General features: G+C 40.5%; 19 protein-coding genes. 9 read left to right on the top strand and 10 right to left on the bottom strand.

Features of this window, described 5'->3' with window-relative positions:
- The first annotated feature begins 44 nt into the window (after positions 1-44).
- The 5 genes from KFF44_RS12590 to KFF44_RS12570 all read left to right on the top strand — a co-directional run bounded on the left by KFF44_RS12590 (position 45) and on the right by KFF44_RS12570 (position 6,144).
- On the top strand, positions 45-1,598 hold the full coding sequence (locus tag KFF44_RS12590) for an amidohydrolase family protein (RefSeq protein ID WP_370691098.1): 1,554 nt from the start codon (positions 45-47) through the stop codon (positions 1,596-1,598).
- Positions 1,599-1,618: 20 nt separating this feature from the next.
- Entirely contained in the window at positions 1,619-1,954 is a 336-nt protein-coding gene (locus tag KFF44_RS12585) for an antibiotic biosynthesis monooxygenase (protein ID WP_255934690.1), read from the top strand.
- A 47-nt stretch (positions 1,955-2,001) separates the two neighbouring features.
- The gene (locus KFF44_RS12580) at positions 2,002-2,943 is read left to right on the top strand and encodes an alpha/beta hydrolase (RefSeq protein WP_255934689.1); all 942 of its coding nucleotides are present in this window, start codon (positions 2,002-2,004) and stop codon (positions 2,941-2,943) included.
- 624 nt (positions 2,944-3,567) lie between these two features.
- Positions 3,568-4,593: an AraC family transcriptional regulator gene (locus KFF44_RS12575; protein WP_255934688.1), complete on the top strand. Its 1,026-nt coding sequence runs from the start codon at positions 3,568-3,570 to the stop codon at positions 4,591-4,593.
- A 360-nt stretch (positions 4,594-4,953) separates the two neighbouring features.
- Entirely contained in the window at positions 4,954-6,144 is a 1,191-nt protein-coding gene (locus KFF44_RS12570; protein ID WP_255934687.1) for an MvaI/BcnI family restriction endonuclease, read from the top strand.
- Positions 6,145-6,152: 8 nt separating this feature from the next.
- On the opposite strand, the gene KFF44_RS12565 is transcribed toward KFF44_RS12570, so the two are convergent.
- From KFF44_RS12565 to KFF44_RS12540, 6 genes are all read right to left on the bottom strand, one after another.
- Complete coding sequence (locus KFF44_RS12565) at positions 6,153-6,716, bottom strand: hypothetical protein (RefSeq protein ID WP_255934686.1); 564 nt, start codon at positions 6,714-6,716, stop codon at positions 6,153-6,155.
- Between the two features lie 52 nt (positions 6,717-6,768).
- On the bottom strand, positions 6,769-8,229 hold the full coding sequence (locus tag KFF44_RS12560; RefSeq protein WP_255934685.1) for a DNA cytosine methyltransferase: 1,461 nt from the start codon (positions 8,227-8,229) through the stop codon (positions 6,769-6,771).
- A gap of 715 nt (positions 8,230-8,944) precedes the next feature.
- Positions 8,945-10,291 (bottom strand): anti-phage deoxyguanosine triphosphatase, encoded by a 1,347-nt coding sequence (locus KFF44_RS12555; RefSeq protein WP_255934683.1) that lies wholly within the window; start codon positions 10,289-10,291, stop codon positions 8,945-8,947.
- A 519-nt stretch (positions 10,292-10,810) separates the two neighbouring features.
- The gene (locus tag KFF44_RS12550; RefSeq protein ID WP_255934681.1) at positions 10,811-11,365 is read right to left on the bottom strand and encodes a hypothetical protein; all 555 of its coding nucleotides are present in this window, start codon (positions 11,363-11,365) and stop codon (positions 10,811-10,813) included.
- A 77-nt stretch (positions 11,366-11,442) separates the two neighbouring features.
- Entirely contained in the window at positions 11,443-11,808 is a 366-nt protein-coding gene (locus tag KFF44_RS12545; protein ID WP_255934679.1) for an energy transducer TonB, read from the bottom strand.
- 20 nt (positions 11,809-11,828) lie between these two features.
- Positions 11,829-12,308 (bottom strand): hypothetical protein, encoded by a 480-nt coding sequence (locus KFF44_RS12540; RefSeq protein ID WP_255934677.1) that lies wholly within the window; start codon positions 12,306-12,308, stop codon positions 11,829-11,831.
- Positions 12,309-12,467: 159 nt separating this feature from the next.
- Here KFF44_RS12540 and KFF44_RS12535 point away from each other — a divergent pair, with 159 nt between their 5' ends.
- Positions 12,468-12,794: a helix-turn-helix domain-containing protein gene (locus KFF44_RS12535; protein WP_255934675.1), complete on the top strand. Its 327-nt coding sequence runs from the start codon at positions 12,468-12,470 to the stop codon at positions 12,792-12,794.
- Between the two features lie 91 nt (positions 12,795-12,885).
- On the opposite strand, the gene KFF44_RS12530 is transcribed toward KFF44_RS12535, so the two are convergent.
- From KFF44_RS12530 to KFF44_RS12515, 4 genes are all read right to left on the bottom strand, one after another.
- Positions 12,886-13,644 carry a hypothetical protein gene (locus KFF44_RS12530; protein ID WP_255934673.1) on the bottom strand — a complete coding sequence of 253 codons (759 nt, stop codon included), beginning with the start codon at positions 13,642-13,644 and terminating at the stop codon, positions 12,886-12,888.
- Positions 13,645-14,209: 565 nt separating this feature from the next.
- A complete protein-coding gene (locus KFF44_RS12525; RefSeq protein WP_255934671.1) occupies positions 14,210-15,139 on the bottom strand; it encodes a site-specific integrase in 930 nt (309 codons plus the stop codon).
- Positions 15,140-15,164: 25 nt separating this feature from the next.
- Positions 15,165-15,569, bottom strand: a complete 405-nt coding sequence (locus KFF44_RS12520; protein WP_255934669.1) for a DUF488 domain-containing protein — start codon at positions 15,567-15,569, stop codon at positions 15,165-15,167.
- A 671-nt stretch (positions 15,570-16,240) separates the two neighbouring features.
- On the bottom strand, positions 16,241-17,065 hold the full coding sequence (locus KFF44_RS12515) for a DUF6544 family protein (RefSeq protein ID WP_255934667.1): 825 nt from the start codon (positions 17,063-17,065) through the stop codon (positions 16,241-16,243).
- A 217-nt stretch (positions 17,066-17,282) separates the two neighbouring features.
- On the opposite strand from KFF44_RS12515, the gene KFF44_RS12510 reads away from it, so the two are divergent.
- The 3 genes from KFF44_RS12510 to KFF44_RS12500 all read left to right on the top strand — a co-directional run bounded on the left by KFF44_RS12510 (position 17,283) and on the right by KFF44_RS12500 (position 21,463).
- Positions 17,283-17,804: a sigma-70 family RNA polymerase sigma factor gene (locus tag KFF44_RS12510; protein WP_255934665.1), complete on the top strand. Its 522-nt coding sequence runs from the start codon at positions 17,283-17,285 to the stop codon at positions 17,802-17,804.
- Between the two features lie 86 nt (positions 17,805-17,890).
- Positions 17,891-18,973 carry a FecR domain-containing protein gene (locus tag KFF44_RS12505; protein ID WP_255934664.1) on the top strand — a complete coding sequence of 361 codons (1,083 nt, stop codon included), beginning with the start codon at positions 17,891-17,893 and terminating at the stop codon, positions 18,971-18,973.
- Positions 18,974-19,015: 42 nt separating this feature from the next.
- Positions 19,016-21,463: a TonB-dependent receptor gene (locus KFF44_RS12500; RefSeq protein ID WP_255934663.1), complete on the top strand. Its 2,448-nt coding sequence runs from the start codon at positions 19,016-19,018 to the stop codon at positions 21,461-21,463.
- Positions 21,464-21,545 lie beyond the last annotated feature (82 nt).

Raw genomic sequence — 21,545 nt, 5'->3', positions numbered from 1 at the left:
TCTCAAAAGGTAATCAGAATCACCTGATAAGAGAGAGACGTGAGATGGCGAAAACTATGCTGCAGATTTTGAAAATTGGCTTTGCTCTTTTAACCTTAAACTTTCTTGCAATACCGAGCAAAGCGGATGATACGTCATATGATTTGCTGATAAAAAATGTCATCCTGATTTCCCCTGAACGCGACCTCCCGCTTAAAAATGTTCATATTGCGATAAAGGGGGACAAAATTGTCAGAGTCAGCAGAGAACCTATCAAGTGGCATGCAAAAAAAGAAATTGATGGCACAGGAAAATACCTAACTCCCGGGCTGATTGATAGTCACGTACACCTTTATCATGCGCCCGGCCTAAAGCGTCATTATACATCTAACTATGACGCCTTATATAATCAGTATTTGGATCAAATGCCTCGCAGTTACCTATATTATGGTTATACAACCATTGTTGAAACAAACGCTGACGTTCAATCCAATAAACGATTTTTGTCAACGCCGATACACCCTGAATTGATACATTGCGGTAAAGGCGTCATTTTGAGTGACGGATTTATGGCAATGGAGTTCCCGAAGAAATCTCTATTAAGCTATGCACCAAATTTTCTTCATGACCGGTTCAACGATGGGTATCTACCGAATGGTGTTGATGCTGCAGATCATAGCCCAAAAGCTGTCGTTAAAAACCGCCTGAAGGCAGGGGCAAAGTGCTTGAAGATTTATTATGAAGAAGCCCTGTGGATGCCCGAACAAGAACGCAAATTTAGTTTGCCAAGTGTCCAAATTATGCAGGAATTAGTATCTGAAGCTCATGCACACAATCTACCCGTAATTTTACATGGCACATCACCGGCGGCATATTCTTTTGGTGCAAATGTGGGGGTGGATATTATGGCGCATGGCTTGTGGGATTGGCGAAACAACAATTATAGCCTGCCGGATGTACCTGAAAACGTAACTACTTCTATATTAGAGGTGGCAAAGTCAGGTATTAAAGTTCAGCCAACTTTCGGTGCACTCCGTCATACGATTTCCATGTTTGATTTTGGTTTACTGGAACGAAAGGGCCTAAAACATGCTTTGCCGACTGATTTCATTTCTTACCTAAAAACAGATGGTCAACGTCAAAAAGATATTTTCCTGAGACTCTTTGGGGAGAAAATCGTTACAGGTGGAGGCAAAAAAAATGTCAGTTTAGCAATGGAAAAGATGTTTACTAGATACGGGCGGATTGTTGGCGATATGAATTCCAAGAAAGTTCGCTTTTTATTTGGAACAGATACTTCATCTGGTGGTTTTGGATGGGGCTCGCTAGCGGGGTTTAGTAGCTATGTAGAAATGCAAAACTGGGAACAGAGCGGTATTTCTCTCAAATCAATATTTGCAGCGGCAACACAAGAAAACGCCAGAGCATTTGGCATACAAGATCGTTTGGGAACTATTGAAGAAGGTAAGCAGGCAAACTTGTTGCTGCTTACCCAAAACCCATGGGAAACTATTGAAGCATACGATAATATCGAGTGGGTTGTTTTAGGCGGTGTTGCTCATGACAGGAATAATTTTAGTGCTCTTAAGGATGATACCTCCAAACAAGCAGTGCATTAGTTTAAAAAAGAAAGTGTAATATGAGCAATTTGCCAGAAACGCCCATAGTAGAACTTGTCGTCTACAAGATAAAACAAAGTATGCAGGCAACATATGTAAATACCTCAATCGAAGAATTTCGTGAGTTTGTGATGAGTTTTGAAGGATGTATTAGCTATGAATTTTACAAGTGTATGGGTGAACCAAATGTATTTATGGATATTGTAAAATGGGAAACTCTGGAGCTTGCAGAAAAAGCGGCACGTAGGGTCAAGATTTACCAGAAAAGGCCGGAATTTAGTGCTTACCTGGCTTCTTTTGAAACCGTGGATATATTCAACCATTTCAATTTACAAAAGAGTTGGAAACAGAACTAACATCGCCATTGTATTGGCATAATAAAAATCAATCCAAGCGAGGGATAATGAGAAATCTACTTTACGCGATGCTTTATGTAGTTGTTGGTTTGAACGGCCTGTGGGCTAGTGAACCAGAGGCCAAACCATTTACCTACCCATATGACATGAAGGTATATGACCTTCCTACCGCAGCCAACGGGGTGGACTATCAACTGATAATCCGAGCCCCTCTCAGACCACCCGCCGACGGCGAGAAATCGTCAACATTCTATTTTCTGGATGCTTTGGCCAACATGACGCCAGCTGCGGCAATGTCTTATAACTATGAAATCTTCAATTACATTCCATCTGCTTATTTTGTTGGTATTGGATACAAAAACGAAGAAGGCGATTTCTGGAAAGAAGAGAACCGTACCCGTGATTATACGCCAACCAAATTTAAACCTCCTGCGGGTCATTTTTTAGAAAAGAGCCGAAAGGACTGGGTTGGCTCCGGCGGCGCTCCGGCTTTCTTTGATGTGGTGGAAAAAGAAATCATTCCGTTCATGGAAGCAAACTTCGATGTCCATAAAATGGACCGGGTTCTGATTGGCAAATCCACCAGCGGTCTTGGGGCAACTTATGCACTGTTGAATAAGCCAGGGTTATTTAACCGATATGTGATCATCAGTCCGGCTATTTGGTGGGATGACTGGCTTTTGCCTCGCGAAGAACGCTGGGTGATGAAAGCCGCGCGCGCCACAAAAGAGACTGAGTACTCGGGTGAAACACGCGTCTATTTTGCGGTTGGTGAAGCAGAAGAACGTCTTGATCTGGTGACCGATCTGTATGTGCTGGCAAACAACTTGCGCAAGCGCCGGAATGATAGACTAAAGATAAATCTGGAAGTTTTGTCGGGTGAGCAACATGAAGGAGTTTTTCCCTCCGCTTTCATGCGTGGTATCGTAGGTGTATATGCTGGTGAAACGGACCGAAAACCATCGTCCAGTCCGCTAAAATGGGAATGAACTTTACCCAGGCAAAAGTTCGGTACAGAAAGATAGCGCTCGCCCGTGTCATAGCAGAAGCCATAGCTTTGGTGCCTATTGATTTGCCTTCCAATGCTGTGTGAACCTTCCCATCGGAAGAAATGCTGACTATCGTAACCTCTTAATGAGCATTGCTGAACGCCAATTCTTTGGCATCCTCCGCATTATTGGAATACATCGGCCAGAAAGTCAGTTTCCATTGCGTGAAGCACAAAACCGCCCTCAATACCATTTCGATCAGAAGAAAAGACAATTTTCTTGCCGTCAGGGGGATACATGCCACACCTGATAAATTACACGCTTGCTATCAGAAGTAATCCCAACTGGCATTGTGTATACAGGATTATCATGTTTCTGCTTATCTTGGGCCATGGCAATGGCCATGATAGCTAGTAAGAGAGTGCTGCCTACTACCAAGCAAATTCTATAAACGCGCGGAACCTTAGAAGTATGTTGATCGCTCTGTTTCATTCGCACCACCATTGTTAAGCTCATATGTTCGTTTTAAGGAATGTTAAAGTGAACATCGTCCACAATCATATTTGTGAACCCTTGAAAAAGGCTGCAAAAGCTGTAAGAGGTTCGTGACAATAGGAAAATGATATGCAATTTATCCCGTTTACGTCCGCTATATTACTAGCTATTATTGCCGGGTCTTTATATCGCGCTCCATCTGCGTACCAATATACCAATCGCATCCTCGCCGGATTACTTGCAGTACTTTCTATGCAGATGTTTGGCCTGACTGCGAGATTGTATGAGGTATATCTGGAAGCCTATATATTCAACAGCGTTCTGGCCATGTGCGTGGGGCCATTAATTTACCTCTATCTGTACAACCTGACAAAAGGCAGGATGTTGTTGAAGGCAAGATATATGCATGTATTACCGGCGCTAGTTTCACCTCTGGTATTTTTCTTCACTCGGAATACTCAAATCATACCAGATATTTTTATTTTGATTAGCTTGATTGCCTATAGCCTGTTGTCTGCACAACTGCTTTTATATAATAATAGAAAAAGACTTAACGAACTCCCCGAGCACATTCGAAGGTTTGCATTATTTTGTCTCACCTTTTTGTTTGTACTGACTGCAATGGATTTGCTCATCTATTTTGAGATTAGTTTTTTGGATGATGGCCATGCGCCCGTTAGTCTTGTAGTTGTGTCATTCGTCTTTGCATTGGTCAGTTTGTTCTCAGCTTGGTCTTTGCTCAACAGAGCCGATGCAGTTGCATGGGTATTTAAGCGCAAATATGAGGCGGCACCCATAGACACTAAGTACTCGCTTGATAGCCATCGCGAAGTGATCGCAAAATTAGACAACCTCATTATGAAAGAACAGATTCACTTGAATTCCGAGACGAACCTTAAAAGCCTTGCCGAAGCTTTAGGCGCACCTGAACGGTTAGTATCAAACGCTATTAATCAAAAATATAATAAAACAATTAGGCGTTTTATAAATGACCTCAGAATTGAAGAAGCTCAGAAGCAACTTGTTAGCTCTAATGAGGATATTTTAAGCATCATGCTCAATGTGGGTTATGAGACTAAATCGAACTTCTATCGAGAGTTTCATAATACAGTTGGTTGTTCACCAAATGAATATAGAAAAAAACAGAAAACCTAACTTAACGGTGGATGCGATCAGCCTAAAAACGAACTCGTCTTAGTTTGCCTTATTTGGTTCGATTCTCAAGCTGTTATCTCTGGAAGTTAAAATCGCTCCAGAAGTACTTCGGACCAGAAGATGGTGAAATTTGTTATGCTGATAGCTTCCGATAAGACTCTATTATGGACAGCGATAAATCCATGCAATTAATTGCATTTGATAATATCAACTCTCCTATCTGCATATAATATTGACGTGTATAATATATTAGATTGCTAGAAATACGATCAATTGTTAAACAATTTAATTGTTCTTACGGAAGTTTTCTAACGAAAAAACAGTAAATCTGACTTGCTAGTAGTTTGCGAAAGGGACTGAATGCTAACTAAATCTGATGTGGATACAAAACCTGTCGTAGATTTGTTTTCTTCACTCGGCGTGGAATTTGCTCTACTTGTACCCACTGTAACTGCAATGAAAAAAAGCATTATTGATGCGACAAGAGGCTTTAGGAGCTTCTTAGAAATTACTGATTTGCACTTTTATGGCAAGCAATTGCAAGGTCCTGACAATAAAGTTCTGTTACCGTTAAAGATGTTTTCTGGTAATTATGAAGTTGACAAAATGGCCAGCCTCTATCGCCCAGTAACTAAGAACGGTGATCCTAGAATTTGGTTTTATGGATTAAAGGCAATCGCAAATCATAATAACCTATTGGCCATGATAAAATACAATGATGGCATTGCACTGTTTAACTGCAGTTCTAGAAAAACTTGGGACGGATTAATCGACCCTGATAGCGATATTCGTAATTTTATCCGGGCTACAAAAGAAAAACAGAATGAAATTAAGCAAGAGCTGTTGTTTAAATTGAAAGACATTGCCAAACTTGGTTTTGTTAAGGCTGTAGGCCATGGCCCAAAAGCTGTTGGGGAAACTCTAGAGAGTTTACTAGGTATTGCTGCCAACTCAAGTAAGAAGCCTGACTACAAAGGAATAGAAATAAAATCTGGCAATGCATCAAAATCAGGAAATACAACGAAATTAAAGACAATTATAAGTATGGCACCTGACTGGAAACGATCCAATGTATCGAATGCGGTAGATTTATTATCCTCTCATGCTTACATGTCTGATGGGCGGTTGAGCTTGGCTTTTACAATGCATTCCCAGCAGCCAAATACAAAGAATTGGCAACTCACTGTAGATATAGAGGGTGACATATTATGGGCTGGCAAGCCTGTCGAATCTGATGCAGAAATACTGTTTTGGGACATGCAAAAATTGATGGATCGTATGAGAGTTAAGCATAGAATGACAGCATGGGTTTCAGCTAAAAAGAAGGTTGAGAATGGAGCGACTTATTTCAAGTATGAAAAGGTTACGTTCACTGATAACCCTCCCATCTCACAAGTTCCCTATAGATTGGCTGATGGGACACTTAAGGTTGATTTAACGATGCATCTTAAGGAAAATGGTAAGGCAAGAGATCATGGTTACTTATTTAGGGTTCAAGAGAAAGACCATCATCTAATGTTCCCGCAACCTGAAGTCATTAGTTTAATGTAATAATTATATTATGGATTAAATTTGGACCAATGCTTAATAACAGTTTTGGGTGGGCCTAAGTCTTTTGCGTATACATTCCAACAATCCATTGATGGTTTCCACCTATTTGAACGATCCTCATCTCCTATTTTCCAAGATCGCTTTTTTTCGTTGAATTTTTTCCTGCTGATAGCACCAACTATATAAGCGGTGTGGAAGCGAGTGATATCATTTTGTGGGTTGCTCGCATCTCTCTCAAGAGAGATAAAGAGATAGAAGTCAGGGTCTTGATGGCTGTGGTTGTAATCCGGGACTGTGCATTCGTAACTCATTTGCATTGGGACTGTTCTGTCTTTTGTTTTTATTTCAAAGGTGTTTTTTCTGTCCCCGAGTTTATAATCATGTGTTGTTAGATTGCGTTCGTCATAAATTACGATATTGTTTTTAGTTAGCCAATTTTCGGCAATCACTTCTCCTAGAATGCCTACCACATTAGCTTCATGTCCTCTCATAGATAAGCGCCATTCAGGCATGTTGTTAGCACGTCTCGCAGCGAGTTTCCGGTCTTCATTCGTAATTTTAATTTCTAGCATAAAATATCTACCAGCAGCAATTATCAGCTAACATGAAAATTCAAATCTAAGATTATATGTGGTGTGACTGTTTGTAATGTAGTTTAAAGCGGGTTAATATTTGTGAAATCTTTATACCTACTGAATGAGCCATCTTAGGGGGAACTGCATTCCCAACTTGGGTATACTGTGGTACTTCTGTTCTGCGTTTTAAGCCGCCTGTTGTTTCTTTTGCCCTAAATTCAAATGTATCTGGGAAAGACTGAAAACGAGCCATTTCACGCACAGTGAGTGTCCGTGCTTCATATGGATGTACGAAATCATCGGGCAAACTTAGAACGGTTGGTGAAGGCTGGTTATCTCTCAATGGGCGTTGGCTGTGTTTCTTTGTGTGTAAGTCAAAAATATGTTTTTTGAGGCCTTTTAGTGAACGCGCAACGAGCTTACCATCTGGCGCTTTGCAGGGAAATGATACACTAGATAACTTTACGTCGAGTAGCGAATGCTTTTGTTCTTCCGATAATTCTATATCAACAGGAATTCCCATTACCTTTGCGGGCACATCATATCTTTGGAGAATTTGATAAATTCTAAATCTTTGTTGAATATGTGATGCATGATTTCGTAAATTATGATTTGTAAGTGCGTTCTTACGGTTAACTTGAGCGATTTTCGTAGGCATCCAACTTACGTCGTTACGCATATGATCAGCATAAGAGTTTTCAGGAATTTGGTAATTTTCATTGGTGTTGTTTAGCCAATATCCTTTAGATCGAATATCCCATAAAGCATCACGTACTGTTAAAATATTATCGCCAAAATGAGTGCCTTCGGGCGCTAATTCAGGTTTTTTCATAATTGTGTCTAATGCAGGGTCATCGAAATCAGACTTCCAAACACTTGTAGAGTCTTGCATGTTTTGTTGTTTAGCGATGTCTGCTCTTAATGCCAGTATCATAATTCTTGGGCGATGTTGCGGAACGCCAAAATGCATTGCGTTTAATAGTACAGGTTGGACTATATAGCCTTTTCCTGTCTCGCGAAGAATTTGTTGAATTTGTTCAAAAGGGCTGTCTTTTCCATGTTTTTCAAAGCGGCGGCTCATCCCCACAACATTTTCCATGATTACAGCTTTAGGAGATACGCGTTCAACCATTTCCAGAAACTGCCATGGGAGTTGATTTCGAATATCATCAGGATTTCGACGGCCTGCCATTGAGAAGCCTTGACAAGGAGGCCCTCCAGCAACAAGGTCGACTTCTTGGCTGACAAGGTCCGTCATGATTTGATCACTATCAAGTACTGCACGTAGTTCATTCACTACCAACTTCGATACTGCCTGATCTTCAATGGGTTTTGAGCAGTATGATTGCCATTCGTCTTCCCCATGTAATCTTTTTATGAAGTTGTGATAAAAAGTTTCAGCGGCCATATCAGACTTCTCAACAGCTAAAACAAGTTCAAAACCAGCTTGCTCAAGCCCTAATGATAATCCCCCACATCCAGAGAATAAATCGATATACTTTAATGCCATAATACTAACCTGTATAAATTATAATTATCATAACATGATCTCATGTGGAAATCCAGGATTAATGTATCGCTGTATAGCACAATTTAAGTTTTAATTTCAGGAAATTTCTGTCGAAACGTTCGCTTTGTGTTCTTTTTCTGATTTAGTATCTATGAAATGGATTTCCACTGAGAAAGTACAGTATTAGTTGAATATAATTGATCTATTTGAACGTTTTTAAAGTCGGTCCAAAACTTAGTGTTATTGCGGGTGTCTACTGAGTACTTTTTCTAAACAACTCTCACTTTGTCTAACTTGAGTTGATTAATGCTGCCTAAAATATATGCACAATGAAATCTCTTCAGGTCCTCAATATTACTATTTTTATCACGTTCTAAAGATACGAAAATATAATAATTCGGCTTATGATGTTCATGAATGTATAATGGAATATTACAGTCGTATTTTTTTTGAGAGGGAACTGTTCTGTCTTTAGTTTTCACCTCAAAAGTTTCTCCATTATTCAATTGATAGTCATGAGAGGTGCTATTTCTGTCGTCGCGAAACATAACGTTATTTTGCTTCAACCACTTTTCAACAATAACTTAATCTAATGTGCCAACTAAATTCGTTTCATTTTTGCGATGTGAGCCTTTGAATATGGGGAGTGTTTTAAGTTTACGAGAAACTTCAGCATAAATGGAATCATTGATAGTGAACTTTATCATTGAACTTCTTATATTTTCTCAAATACAGACCCTTCGTTTGGGCTGAAGAGTCTATTGTAAATCTTCACTAAATGATTATCAGTCATTCCCGCTATATAGTCGCATACAATCCTAGGGTTTTTATTCTGGTCAATGTATTTTTCGAAAATATCTTCGGGTAAATAGCAATATGGGTCACTGGTAAGAACATCAAATACTTTCAAAACCATCATTTGACCTCTAAACTCTAGATGCTGTACCTCGGCACTAAGAATCATTTTATGTTTAACAATCTCAATGAGAGAATCCAGTAGTTTTCTGTCGCCTTTCCGTAACACTGCTCTATATTGTATAAGGGGCTCCGCAAACTCTTCTATTCGAATAAATTGTACGTTTTGGATAAAGTAACCCACCAATAGATTGATGTATTTTTTGCGCTTACTACCGTTATTAAAAAGCAATTTAATAAGGCCTTCATATTGATCATTATCCAATTCTTGTGAATTTCTTCTGGCTGCAAATTCAATAAATGGTGCACAATCTTCCGCTGAAACATATTTACGGAAATGTTGTTCCGTTAACATTCCCAATGTTATGGCGTCTTCAAAATCATGGACCCCGTATGATATCTCGTCAGCGAGGTCCATAATGCTGCAATCAAAAGACTTATGTTTACTTTTGGCATGTTTACCGACAACCGGATCAAAGGCTACAAACTGTAGCCTATCCTTTTCAGATAATGGCTCCATTATCCAATTTACTATGTCCTGCTCTGTATCATGATAACATTTAGGCGGTTTAGATGAATTTTTATCTAGTAATTTTAATGGTTTATCTCCATTGATCATAGAAGGATGTATTTGTCTATTTTTAACCGCTGAATATGGCACGGGATATTTCAATACACCTAAAAGTGTCCGCCGGCTAAGATTGGCCCCATCGTTCTTAGACATTTTTTCTAGCTTTGAAAGTATTCGCAACGTCTGGCCATTCCCTTCAAAGCCGCCATGTTCGCGCATACAATAATTTAAGGCTATTTCACCCCCATGACCAAAAGGAGGGTGACCTAAGTCATGTGTCATAGCTATTGTCTGTATAAGCTTTTCCTCAGGTAAAACATCTTTAAGTTCTGAGTTGTCGAGATTATCAAATGCTAATTGTTTGGTTAGCCCACTTGCGATCTGAGCCACCTCTAGAGAATGAGTTAATCTTGTTCTGTAAAAGTCGCCATCTCCAAGATTTAAAATTTGTGTCTTACTTTGCAGTCGCCTAAATGAAGCACTATGTATTATACGTCCATAATCGACATCCCAACTATTTCTCGCATCTCCTTCTCCTGGTTTCCAACCGTCACGACGCTGTTCCCATTTGTTCATTTTTCTCTGCTCACTCCCCTACAACTAGTTACATTGAGACAACACTCATAAGTGCACAAAATCAACCATAACACAACAGTAAGGTCACCAAGGTCGAGATACCTGAAGCATCCAAAGTGTCAAATCAAGCTATCTGGCTGTTCAGTTCATTCTCGGAAATGGAATTCGCTACTACTTTGTTGAACACCAACGCAATTGCGTTATTCTGCTATACATTGTTTGAAACGTGCAAATTGAGCGCTGAGTAGCACGCAAATTTACCCGTGCGCGCACCAATGCGGTTCTGCCTTTACTCGAAAGCCGTGAAGTCCTTGGACAGGCTGAGCGAATTGAAGATGGTCGTTTCGCTTCCTAATCGATATAGTTGGGGTGGGCTTTGATAGATTACCTGACGTTTAATAGGTCATAGAAATTTGAGATTTGGCATTTAAGGAACTAATTATTTTTTGCCGATTTATAGGTAATTGTAATATCAACATACTTTGTGAATCATGCAAAGATTAAAGTGGTAAGAATAGCTTAGTTTGTAATATTTATCGGCGGGTCGCATAGTTCTTTTGTTGCTTCGAATATCTTGCCATATGTGGGATAAAGTTTTTGATCATAAACGCCGAACTCTGGATCTCGGGGTATAAACTTCCTTGCATCTGGGTAGCCACCAACCCCCATTGCAGCGCCATTCATTCCGTAATTTTCTTCACCAATTCGTATGATTACTAATGGTCTATTCGTGTTTCCAAACTTTCTGTAAAAACAATTCCCTTCAACACTTCGATAATTAGAGAAGGGCCATCCTTCGCCATATTCGCTTGCACGAAATACCTTACCTACCTGTTCGTTCACGGTTTCGGATGGTGCGATGTAATTTGGCTTTTTATTCCCAAGTCGAGCTAGAGCTGGCAATAACAGTATCGCAATTATAAATGCCCCAAAATATCGACCTCGTGATTTCTGCTTGGCTTTCCTGTAATCTTCTATCCAACCTTCCTGAAGGGGCTCACCACACTTCGGGCATGCTTCGGCTTGTTCCGATATTAAGCGATTACAGGTAGGGCAAGGGAGTAATTCCGACATATCTTTTTCCTGCGTTTGATTATGGCGTGGTTGAAACAAGCGAAGTTCGATGCAGTTAATTGCAAATTGCCCTAAAATTATTCAGGTATTGTAAAGTCAAAGCGATACCAGACATCCTTAGCGGTGGTGGGAAGACCATTTTTCGTTGCAGGCTTAAAACGCAGTTTCTTGATCGCTTTTCTGGTGGCTCTTTCAAAGTAACCACGTGGTTTTGCTGTAACGATCAAAACCAAGTCATTGGTTACTTTACCATCTGGCCCAACTGTAAATTGATAGGTCACATATCCCTCTACTTTTTCATTGAGTGCGCGTTGAGGATATACTGGCTGTTCCCAGTAGATTATTTCTTCTTCGGTTTCGCCATTGTTTGATTGCGTGTTGTCTTGTGCAATTAATTGCGCGGATAATAATATACTAGCTGCAATGCCGATGAACTTGTTCATATATCTTTCCTCTGAGTATCTTAGCGAACAAACCCATCATCGAAGGCAGCGACAACACCGTTCTCAGTTTTGGCGAACCTTCCAGCGCTATGATAAAAATTCACGGTGCCCCAGCGATAGGTGTTTGAGTTGATGCGGGTTGAACTACCAAATGCGATAAGGATTTCACATTCGTTCATGCCTAGCGCTAAGCGACTTCTTCTCGCGATTTTGAAATATTTTTCACGGTATAGGTTTCTGCGTTTCAGCTCGGCAAAAGCAGTTTGGTTCAATGTTGCGGGGCGGATGTACCTTGAGCACAATTCAAAATCTGTCGATTGAAGGATAGTAGTTTCTGGGTCTGGCTTTGGTTCAGTTTCGATTGTCTCTGTTGCGTCTGAATAGTGAACTTTCTTGATCGAAACTATGCCTTGCTGAGGCTGACCTGGATATGGTGATGGTGAATTTGTTACACATGCCGAGGCTAGAATAGAGATTAGAATAATAACAGAGTATCGCATCTGAATTATTTCCCCTGATTGATTAGTATAGTTAAATCAATGCCATATTTAGAACGATAAAACAATAATTAAATTATTGTTTAATGTAAATATCAATAACACAAGTTCCTCATAATTTGATTTCGTATTGATTAGCTTACTCATAACTGGGAGGCAGTTATGCAGCTTAAATCAATTGTTGCGGCGAATGTCCGTCAATACAGAAAAATCAACAATATGACGCAAGCTGAACTTGCTGACCGTTTGAACATGACAACTGATATGGTGGGGAAAATAGAACGTGGCTATTCATCCCCGTCTTTCGTTACAATTGAATTGTTAAGTAGAGTATTCGATATTCCTCCCGCAGCCCTGTTTTCTGGAGATACTGCAACAGTTGTGAATAGCGAAAGAGCGCTTTTACTAAACCAAATAAATGAAAAGCTTTCGAAAATGACAGAAACGGATTTAAAGAGAACTTTGGGTGTTATCGACGCAATTCAATGAATTTACTTCTAAATATTTGCCTTAATTTTTGGTGTAGTATTTATCTATAGTTGGCATTAATCTATACCATGATATGCTCGAAAATTACTCTTCACTTACCTAAAATTTTGTTAAGGTTTTTTGACTTGTCATTCCAAAGTCTTTTAAATTGCCAAGATCGTAAACGTGAATAACTCAACCCCATCTTATATACTTTTTGAGTGCTGGATGGGAATATCTCTAAAGCATTCTCAATTCTTCTTAACTTGGATGCATCGCCAAATACTAGCCAATTTTCTTGTTTATATTCCTTGCCGTGGTTTTCCACGTTAAAGGCACGAAAATCTATGATGTCGTATCGTTTGAAATAGTTAACGCTGTTGGGCGCGAAATTGATCAAATTAAAGATTTGTTTCTTTTTTAGTTTGTTCCTAACAAAAACTAGTTCAAATCGTGTGTAATCCGCACCTTTGCATTTTTCAGGCTTTTTGTCGAAAATATTTTTGGCTTTCTTATCGTATATATACGCCGCAGATCTTTCTTTAATTTCCTTGTTGGTTGAAGGTGCCAAATAGTAGGTTTCCATATTGCCTTCATTGCCGATATATATGTTACCCTTGCGTTTCGTACTGTTCTTCTTTGTTTTTGATTTAGGCTTATTAATATAAAAGTCTTGAGTCGGTGCGCCTATAAAATCTATCGCGTAGTCTAATCTCAATAGATTTGCTTCGTATTCCAATACATGCGGGGTGATGTTTCCTTGGCTAATTTTTTCGATGAGTTCCCAAAATTCAGCAATTAACTGTTCTGACCATTCTGACGGGATGATCGTAATCTTGAAAAACTTTAGCTTGGAATACATTGGATTCATTTGAACTAGTGCATAACCTGGAAGCCCAGAGATTTCGTAGTTTTTATAGTATCTTTGGTTAGATACACTTAGCCCTTTAGGTGCGTGTTTTTTTGAAAAAACTTTTACTTTTAAGTTCTTTGTTTCAATGCTTCCTATATGAGCCTGATTGAATTGCGCTATTGATTTGTTTTTTAGGGGAACACTGAACCTGAGGTAATCTATTTTTGGCTTTAGAACAAATACTTCACTTGAGTTGCCATCTAAACCATAACTTGTGTATGTATAGCTAATTTCCTCGTTCGGTATACCAAAATCGTTCTTGGAAAAATTACTTTTCCCGGTCGTTATTGAAGAGGGGGAAGTGTTGTTGATAACTTTAAAAGGTATAGCTCGATCCCTCCATGGATCAATCAGTATTTGTATCTAATTTTAGTAGCCATGTGTGCAATTAATTGCACATTTATATATATGGCAATCATAATAAAGATATTCAGCTGAAAGTCAAGCTTAATTATTCATAAGTAATTGAATATAATAATGTTTTTGCAATTAAATGCACACAGCTAAAGCAACTGCCGCCTCTTCACAAAATCCCATCGAGTGCATGCTTTTTGAAGAGATTAGCTTCTCTGATGTAGCGCCTTAATGTTGCTTCTGATTTATGACGTGTTTGCTCCATGATTTGCCATGTTGAAACACTTGAGTGCGCTGCGGTGGTAACAAAGCCTGCTCTTAGCGAATGTCCTGAGAAATAGCTTGGGTCCATGCCTGCGGCTTTTGCTCGTGCCTTGATGATGTAGACCAACCCCCGTGATGACATTCGTTCATGCCATAGGTTGTTTCCATTCATGGAACGGAAGATCGGCCCTTCCTCAATCTGTGCAGTTGTTAAGTAGGTTTTAAGCGCCTTCACAGCGCACTGATCTCCTTTGGCAAAGGGAATGGCTATTCTCTGGCCTTGGCCTTCCTGATCGGTTTTAGAGCGCTCTATGGTGATAATCACACCTTCAGGTACAAACTCTAAGTCTTTCCTATCTAACCCAATCAGTTCCGATCGACGCATGGCACTAGTAAAGCCTATGAGCAAGATTGCTCTATCCCTAATACCTTTGATGTCCTTATCACAGGTATCCAGCATCATGAATAACCGCTCTTTGGTTATGGGAGAGGCTTGTCTTTGGGGTTTGCTGTGCTTGCGCCGTATCCCCGCCATGACACTTCTGACAATATCTGTTTTTGTAGGCGATGGGTGTTTCTTTAATTCGTGGATTTTAGATAAAGCAGCGATACGCCTTGATAAGGTCGCAACCGATAAGCTGTCAGCATAGTCAGAAAGATAATTCGCGACCATCTCAGGCGTTGCGGGGAGCTTTCCACCCCACGCGATATAGTGTTCCAGATCGCTTCGATACCCATTCAGTGTATTATCAGAAAGCGAGTTGGCGATGTAATCCTTCGCGTCCTCGTGCAAATGTTGATTGCGATCCGATAATGGCAGATTATCGGAAGTCATGAGGAAGGTATCAAAGCTTATATACTCATTCGGCATACTCAAGGATGGTTTCAGCGGTGTGCAAGATCATGTCTGTCAAATACTGACGGTGGCAATGCGTTTGGGAATGACATGAACACAGGAGGGTGAGGGTTTCCCCCTCAATATGACGATGAGCAAGATCAGTGATCATCTCGGCCTGCGTCAACATCTCGGCTTCATAAGCTTGCTGCCATATAGCACTGAAGGCAATGCTTTCTTCTTCTGATGGGTCACCTTTCCAAAAATCCAGAGCACGCCCCAGTAATGCTTTTGAGGGCGCGAGTTCTGGTCGCCACTCATCGACACTCGCTCGACTGATTCCCCGCAGCCAGTAGCGAGTGATTAAAATGCGAGTACCATCGAAGAGATCGCGGTGAAGGCGGGCATGTTTGTGAATTTGAATTGGCATGAATTCTACTCTGTTGATAAAGCTAATTATACCAACAAAGATCAATTAAAACAATATGTTATGAATTTATATCCCTATGAAGTTCGACTGGAATTCAATCAAAAATAAAGGCGATATTAATTGCATGACTTAGAATAGATTGATTTAGGAAATGATACTCTGTTCGAAACAATACTTAGCACAGTCTATACCCGGATTACAGTAACATTCGATAATGTCTTCTTTCGACATGCCCCTGTTATGTATCCATTCAATACAGGGTAGGCATATACCTTAGCCTTTATCTTGGTTCCAATGTTGAAACCAACGTCTTGCATCGCAACCACAACAGGCACAGGTTTTAGTTCTTCTAACTTCGTGACCTTTAGGTTTATTGGGTTTCTTTTCGTGGTTTTTTGTCATTTTTGACAAATCCTACCCGTGATAGAGAAATGGCAAGTTTGATGGGAAGTATGAAAATATTAATATTATCAATTAGTTATATTGAAATTGTGCATATTCAAGAATGTTCGTGCAATTAATTGCACAATTGGGATTTAAGCGGGTAAAAGCTGATATTGTTCTAACAAAATTATAGTTAGTACAGTCTATACTAAGTCATATTTATCGCACAATGATAGTCCTTTTGACCATATTACTTTTAGATATTTGATCTATATGAGGTGTAATTATCAAAAGAAGCTAATCTTGCTAACATCTACGATAAAAAATGGAAAATAGTCACTAGTTTCTATCATATTGCCTGCTTCCACATGTGTTGGAAGGCAAAAACCATCAAAGTTTCGAAACTTTGATAAATATCCCCCAAATGGTTGGTACTGAAACGTCCCATTTGCATTAGCATTACTCCATCGGTCCATTTTAACGAGAATAGGGCGCCCTTCAGCATCTACTGTAACGTCAACGGATTGTTTGAGTTCGTTGTGGATTACAATAAGCCGTGCGGTATTTGCGTCAATTGCTTCCCAAATTATATTGGATGCTGGCAGCACAGCACTCGGGGCCCAGATTATGGCTTCTGCTATATTGCGACCAAATGCAGATAACGTGTGGTCTATTGTGCCACCCGCCCTTGCAACTGGTAGTAAACCTGCTAACCAGAAACGCGTCCAATTTCCACTATCAGACCCAGAAATCTTCATAACGCCTGAACCTGCCGACATCCTCCATATAAACCCTTTAGGTACCGTTACAATCTGTTCAGCTTTCATAGGTAAGTAGTTTGGAGTATTTTTGTCGCCCATGCCAAACTGACCATGCATCGAAATCTTTGTAACTTTTTGAAGTGTTGCTCCTTCTTTAATAGCAAATCTAAAGAAACGTTTTGCAGGTTCTGGAAGGGTTTCCACCATATCATAAGAAAAGCGTGGCGGCTTTATAGGCTGTTTTTTGAGTAGCCTCTTTTCTTCAATACGATCAGACCAATGATCACTTAAGCGCCAAACATAGAGCGCTACAAGAATTAGGATAAAGAATAATAGAATTATTAACGCCATAGACTATTAATCTTCCAATCATTGAACGAAATGAATATGATCGATTTGTGTTATCTTCTGTTTTATCTTTTCTTCAGTTCTAAAATGATAAATGAGAGCAAGCTTATTGGTAGAAAGTATAATTATTTGTAATCAGGAAGAGCCTATATCAATTTTCCGGTGGCAGTAAAATATTATCTTTTGATTTGTAAGTAATTATTATTTAAAGACTTTAATCATGAGTCAAGATAGTGCCAAAACTGTTGTATTGCATGCTCTAACTGAAAAGCGCGAGGCGCTTCGGCGATTTCTTGTTGCGCGGTTCCGGGATGAGGATGGAGCTGAAGATATCTTGCAGGATGTTTATCTGAAGCTTGAACGGACTGAATTTAAGGCACCGATAGAAAATGTTGGCGCGTTTTTATATCGTACTGTCCATAATATGGCGCTTGACAGACGTAAGAAAACAGTACGTCAGCAATCTCGGGATCATGATTGGTTTGAAACACAATCATTAACATCATCTAACAAACCTGAAGAATGTGAGGCAGCGCTAGACGCTAAAGAGAAATTAGAACATGTGAAAATGTTGGTTGACGAGTTACCCCCGCAATGCCGTAGAGTTTTTATTGCACACAAGTTTGAAGGATTAAGTTACCGCGAAGTTGCGGAGCAAGTTGGTATTTCCAAGAAAACTGTCGAAAAGCATATGAGCAAGGCGCTCAAACATCTTATATATCACTTTAAGGATATGGATTAACTATTTGAACTATGAGTAAGGGTGATGCTGTCAGGGCGTCGTCTTATAACATAAACCAAGATTAATAGTAGAATGATCTGTTTTGAATGAATGATAAAAGCCACATAAACTTAAGCGCTAAACAGCTTGACGAAGCAGCTGAATGGCTCGCGCGTATCAGCGACGATACTGCAGGTGAACAAGTGTGGCTCGATTATGCAGTATGGCTAGAATCTGACCCCTTGCACGTTGAGGCTGCTGATTATGTTGAGGGTCAAATTAACAATCTTGACTATCTTCAAAGCGAGGCTGCAACCTCTGTTGATGTTCCAGTGGTGCAACAAAACGATAATCTTATTTCCCTGAACTTTTCCGCGAATACGGAGTCTATCCATACTGAAATTAGCAACAGTGATAATATTGTAGATGCGCGCTCCCGTTGGATAAGGCCAAGGTTCTGGGCAAGTGCAGCTGCAATCGCTGCAACATTTGTGTTTACGATTTTGAATATCGGTTTATTTGAAACTTCTGACGTGTTTCAGGCTGACTATTCAACAGAAGCTGGTATGAAACAAGAGATTGCCCTTGATGACGGCTCTCGGTTACATCTCAATACAGCCAGCAAGCTCTCGGTAACACTAGAAGATGATATACGCCGTGTGGATATGGCGTATGGTGAAGCGATTTTTGACATTGCAAAGGATAAGGATCGGCCTTTTGTAATTACCGTTGGTGACCAACAGGTGCGGGTAGTAGGCACGAAGTTCAATATTTTGCGACACCGAGACCAAGTAACTGTCATTGTTGCAGAAGGTATTGTTGATGTCGCTGATATCGCCGCGGATGGTTCTGTCCAGACAACGGGTATCGAGCGTTTAACGGTTGGCAAGCGCCTTGTTCATGATGAAGTGAGTGGTGCGGATTCCATTGAAAATGTTGATCCCAGCGCTGTGATTACTTGGGAAGATGATATCCTTGTTTTTGAAAATGACGAAATTACCAAAGTCTTAGCAACCATTGAGCGGTATTTCACGGTGCCTATTCTGATGGATGATAATGTAACTGGAATTCGTTTTACAGGGATCTTGAACATGAAAGACCCGGAAAATGCACTTGAACTTCTGGCGCAAACTTTGCCGATCATCCTTGAGAAATCGGAAACAGGATATTTGGTTAGAAAAAAGACCTAAATAGAGCGAAAACATAGTTGAAGCAATTGGCCAAAGGAAAATATGATTAGGAGACCGTTGGTATTTGCATGCTTTGTACTTGTTGTATCAAGAGTTGCCTTGGCACAAGGACATACTGCAGGAACACTTTACGACTTTAAGATCAAGCGCTTGCCACTAGGTAAAGCGCTTTTTGAGTTTGCTAAGCAAACAGGTGTTTCTATCAGTCAGCCAAATCTATCGTACCGCGACGGGAAGGCTCGTTCGCTTCGCGGTGAGTATACGCTTGAAGCCGCACTTGAACATATGCTGAGGAACAGTGGCTTTACCTTTGAAATTTTGGGCGGTCGTTCCGTTAAAGTGCTTCGTAAGCCGCCAGATGTTAGTATACCTGAGCCTGTGGCGCCTGTTTTGGTGCCGATCTTGAAGCCCGTAATTGAGGAAATCGTTGTAACGTCTCTTTACCGTGCTGATACGGGACAAAACCTCCCTTATTCGATTAGTGTCGCAACATTAAATGATACGGTGGGTTTGCAATCCGAGCAAACATCAAATGTCGCACGTCAGATTGCCAGTTTCAATGCCGTCGAGAGCGTGAACGGGCAATCAAAATTGGTTATCAGGGGCTTAACCGATGGTTCGTTTACCGGCCGTGCGCAGTCACTTGTCGGGACCTATTTTGATGGTGCTCAGCTTTCCTTTAATGCCCCAGAGCCGGGTTTAAGATTGATTGATGTTGACCGCATTGAGGTTCTAAGGGGGCCACAAGGAACTTTGTATGGTTCGGGTGCACTTACGGGTATTTATAACGTTGTGCCGAACCAACCGGACACTAGTGCTTCTGAAGCAACTGTTAGAGCAGGTTTTGCGATGACAGAAGGGGGAGGTTTTTCTCAAAACTATTCGGCAATAATTAACCTGCCACTGGTTGATGATAGGCTGGCGGTAAGAGCGAGTGCTTACTATGAGGATTTAGCTGGATTTATTGATGATCAGCGTCTTCAGCTTGAAAATGTGAACGTTCAGGAAGCATATGGCGGTCGATTGGCACTTTTATATCAAGTAAACGATAATTGGTCACTGACACTTGGTGGTAATTTTCAGGATAAAGTGCGTCAGGATAGTAGCTATTTCAGGGAAACACTCGGCGATCTTGTACGTGATAATTTTCTACAAGAACCATCCGAAGACAGATTTGAGCAGCTATACCTGAACCTCAAAGGCGACTTTGGTTGGGGTAAACTGACATCGTCAACAAGTTACATCGAACGTACCATCAGTCGTACACTCGATGCTTCTTTTAATGTTCCTGCCATTATCGGCTTGAGTAGTCGCGCAAGCCCATTTGCCGAGGTCAGAAGCATCAGAACCTTTAGTCATGAGACACATCTTGTCAATGCAAGCGGTAGCCGCTTGGAATGGTTGGCAGGTGCGTATTTTGCTCGGCGTCAAGAAGATATTCTGTCGACATTAACTGTGCCTGGGGCTGCAGAATTGCCTCAAATTTCAAGTGATGAGATTTTCAGCGAAGCTTTGAGCGAAACACAACTAGAATACTCTCTCTTCGGCGAAGCAACTTATTATGTGACTGAAAAACTTGCTCTAACGGGCGGTGTCAGAGGGTTCCATTATGACACTGATGCGGTTTCCCGTGTGATAGATTTGGTCTTACCAAGAGATGACACGGTGTTTGGCGAACAAACACAAACGGGAGCAACTCCTAAATTTGTAGTCGCCTACCATTGGGATCATACTACATTGACATATGCACAGTTTTCTGAAGGTTATCGCCTGGGTGGTATTAACTTCATTGGGTTCACGCCGTTTCCAATCCCGGGTGGAGATGGTGGTCAGAATCTTCTTGGTAATTTCGCTTCGGATCGACTTAGTAATTTTGAATTGGGTATTAAAACGCAAGCTTTCAATAGAAAGCTTACATTGAATGTTGCCGCATTTGCTTCACTATGGCGAAACATTCAAGCGCTAGAATTTGATCCATTTGGTTTTGCCTTAGTCGAGACAATTGGAGACGCTAGGATTTTTGGGTTTGATGCAGATCTTGTCATTAGGCCGCTTGCTAATATGCAAATAAAGGCAAATATTGGATTTGCACAGTCTGAAATAACCGACACAACATCCTCTTTTGGCGCTCTTTTGGGGGAACGTCTGCCTGGCGCTCCTCAATTTACGGCTGGTACCGTTTTCTCCTATGATTTTGCGCTTCAGAATTCAGTGCCAGCTACAGTCAATATCGATTATAGTTTCATCGGCTCTTCCGATATCCTTTTTGACCAACAATTATCGCCTCAAACGGATGAAAGTCACCTTGTTAATGCGCAAATGTCAGTCTTTCTTGGAGGGTATCATATCAGTCTTTACGTTGATAACCTATTTGACACACGCGCTAATGTTTTCGCATTTGGAAACCCTTTTAGCTCAGCAGTTACAGGTGATCAGATAACAGTTCCACGCCCGCGCACTTATGGAGTCAACGTTTCTTTTAGTTTTTAAATAAATACCCTTTTTCTGGATGGGGGTGTTTATGCCTTCGCGGCGTCCTATTAATATCAACACGACGATTTAAATAGGATAT

The sequence above is a fragment of the Kordiimonas sp. SCSIO 12610 genome (genome assembly GCF_024398015.1).
Lineage (GTDB): Bacteria > Pseudomonadota > Alphaproteobacteria > Sphingomonadales > Kordiimonadaceae > CANLMI01.
Note: the sequence above shows the minus strand (reverse complement) of the source record. Positions and strands in the feature narration are given on the sequence as shown.

What these genes read in the sequence shown, in the direction of transcription:
- KFF44_RS12535 (WP_255934675.1), top strand. Translation starts at nt 12,468, where the DNA reads ATGCAGCTTAAATCAATTGTTGCGGCGAATGTCCGTCAATACAGAAAA.
- KFF44_RS12545 (WP_255934679.1), bottom strand. Translation starts at nt 11,808, where the DNA reads ATGAACAAGTTCATCGGCATTGCAGCTAGTATATTATTATCCGCGCAA.
- KFF44_RS12585 (WP_255934690.1), top strand. Translation starts at nt 1,619, where the DNA reads ATGAGCAATTTGCCAGAAACGCCCATAGTAGAACTTGTCGTCTACAAG.
- KFF44_RS12565 (WP_255934686.1), bottom strand. Translation starts at nt 6,716, where the DNA reads ATGCTAGAAATTAAAATTACGAATGAAGACCGGAAACTCGCTGCGAGA.
- KFF44_RS12560 (WP_255934685.1), bottom strand. Translation starts at nt 8,229, where the DNA reads ATGGCATTAAAGTATATCGATTTATTCTCTGGATGTGGGGGATTATCA.
- KFF44_RS12575 (WP_255934688.1), top strand. Translation starts at nt 3,568, where the DNA reads ATGCAATTTATCCCGTTTACGTCCGCTATATTACTAGCTATTATTGCC.
- KFF44_RS12515 (WP_255934667.1), bottom strand. Translation starts at nt 17,065, where the DNA reads ATGGCGTTAATAATTCTATTATTCTTTATCCTAATTCTTGTAGCGCTC.
- KFF44_RS12500 (WP_255934663.1), top strand. Translation starts at nt 19,016, where the DNA reads ATGATTAGGAGACCGTTGGTATTTGCATGCTTTGTACTTGTTGTATCA.
- KFF44_RS12555 (WP_255934683.1), bottom strand. Translation starts at nt 10,291, where the DNA reads ATGAACAAATGGGAACAGCGTCGTGACGGTTGGAAACCAGGAGAAGGA.
- KFF44_RS12525 (WP_255934671.1), bottom strand. Translation starts at nt 15,139, where the DNA reads ATGACTTCCGATAATCTGCCATTATCGGATCGCAATCAACATTTGCAC.
- KFF44_RS12570 (WP_255934687.1), top strand. Translation starts at nt 4,954, where the DNA reads ATGCTAACTAAATCTGATGTGGATACAAAACCTGTCGTAGATTTGTTT.
- KFF44_RS12550 (WP_255934681.1), bottom strand. Translation starts at nt 11,365, where the DNA reads ATGTCGGAATTACTCCCTTGCCCTACCTGTAATCGCTTAATATCGGAA.
- KFF44_RS12530 (WP_255934673.1), bottom strand. Translation starts at nt 13,644, where the DNA reads ATGAATCCAATGTATTCCAAGCTAAAGTTTTTCAAGATTACGATCATC.
- KFF44_RS12590 (WP_370691098.1), top strand. Translation starts at nt 45, where the DNA reads ATGGCGAAAACTATGCTGCAGATTTTGAAAATTGGCTTTGCTCTTTTA.
- KFF44_RS12580 (WP_255934689.1), top strand. Translation starts at nt 2,002, where the DNA reads ATGAGAAATCTACTTTACGCGATGCTTTATGTAGTTGTTGGTTTGAAC.
- KFF44_RS12520 (WP_255934669.1), bottom strand. Translation starts at nt 15,569, where the DNA reads ATGCCAATTCAAATTCACAAACATGCCCGCCTTCACCGCGATCTCTTC.
- KFF44_RS12540 (WP_255934677.1), bottom strand. Translation starts at nt 12,308, where the DNA reads ATGCGATACTCTGTTATTATTCTAATCTCTATTCTAGCCTCGGCATGT.
- KFF44_RS12505 (WP_255934664.1), top strand. Translation starts at nt 17,891, where the DNA reads ATGAATGATAAAAGCCACATAAACTTAAGCGCTAAACAGCTTGACGAA.
- KFF44_RS12510 (WP_255934665.1), top strand. Translation starts at nt 17,283, where the DNA reads ATGAGTCAAGATAGTGCCAAAACTGTTGTATTGCATGCTCTAACTGAA.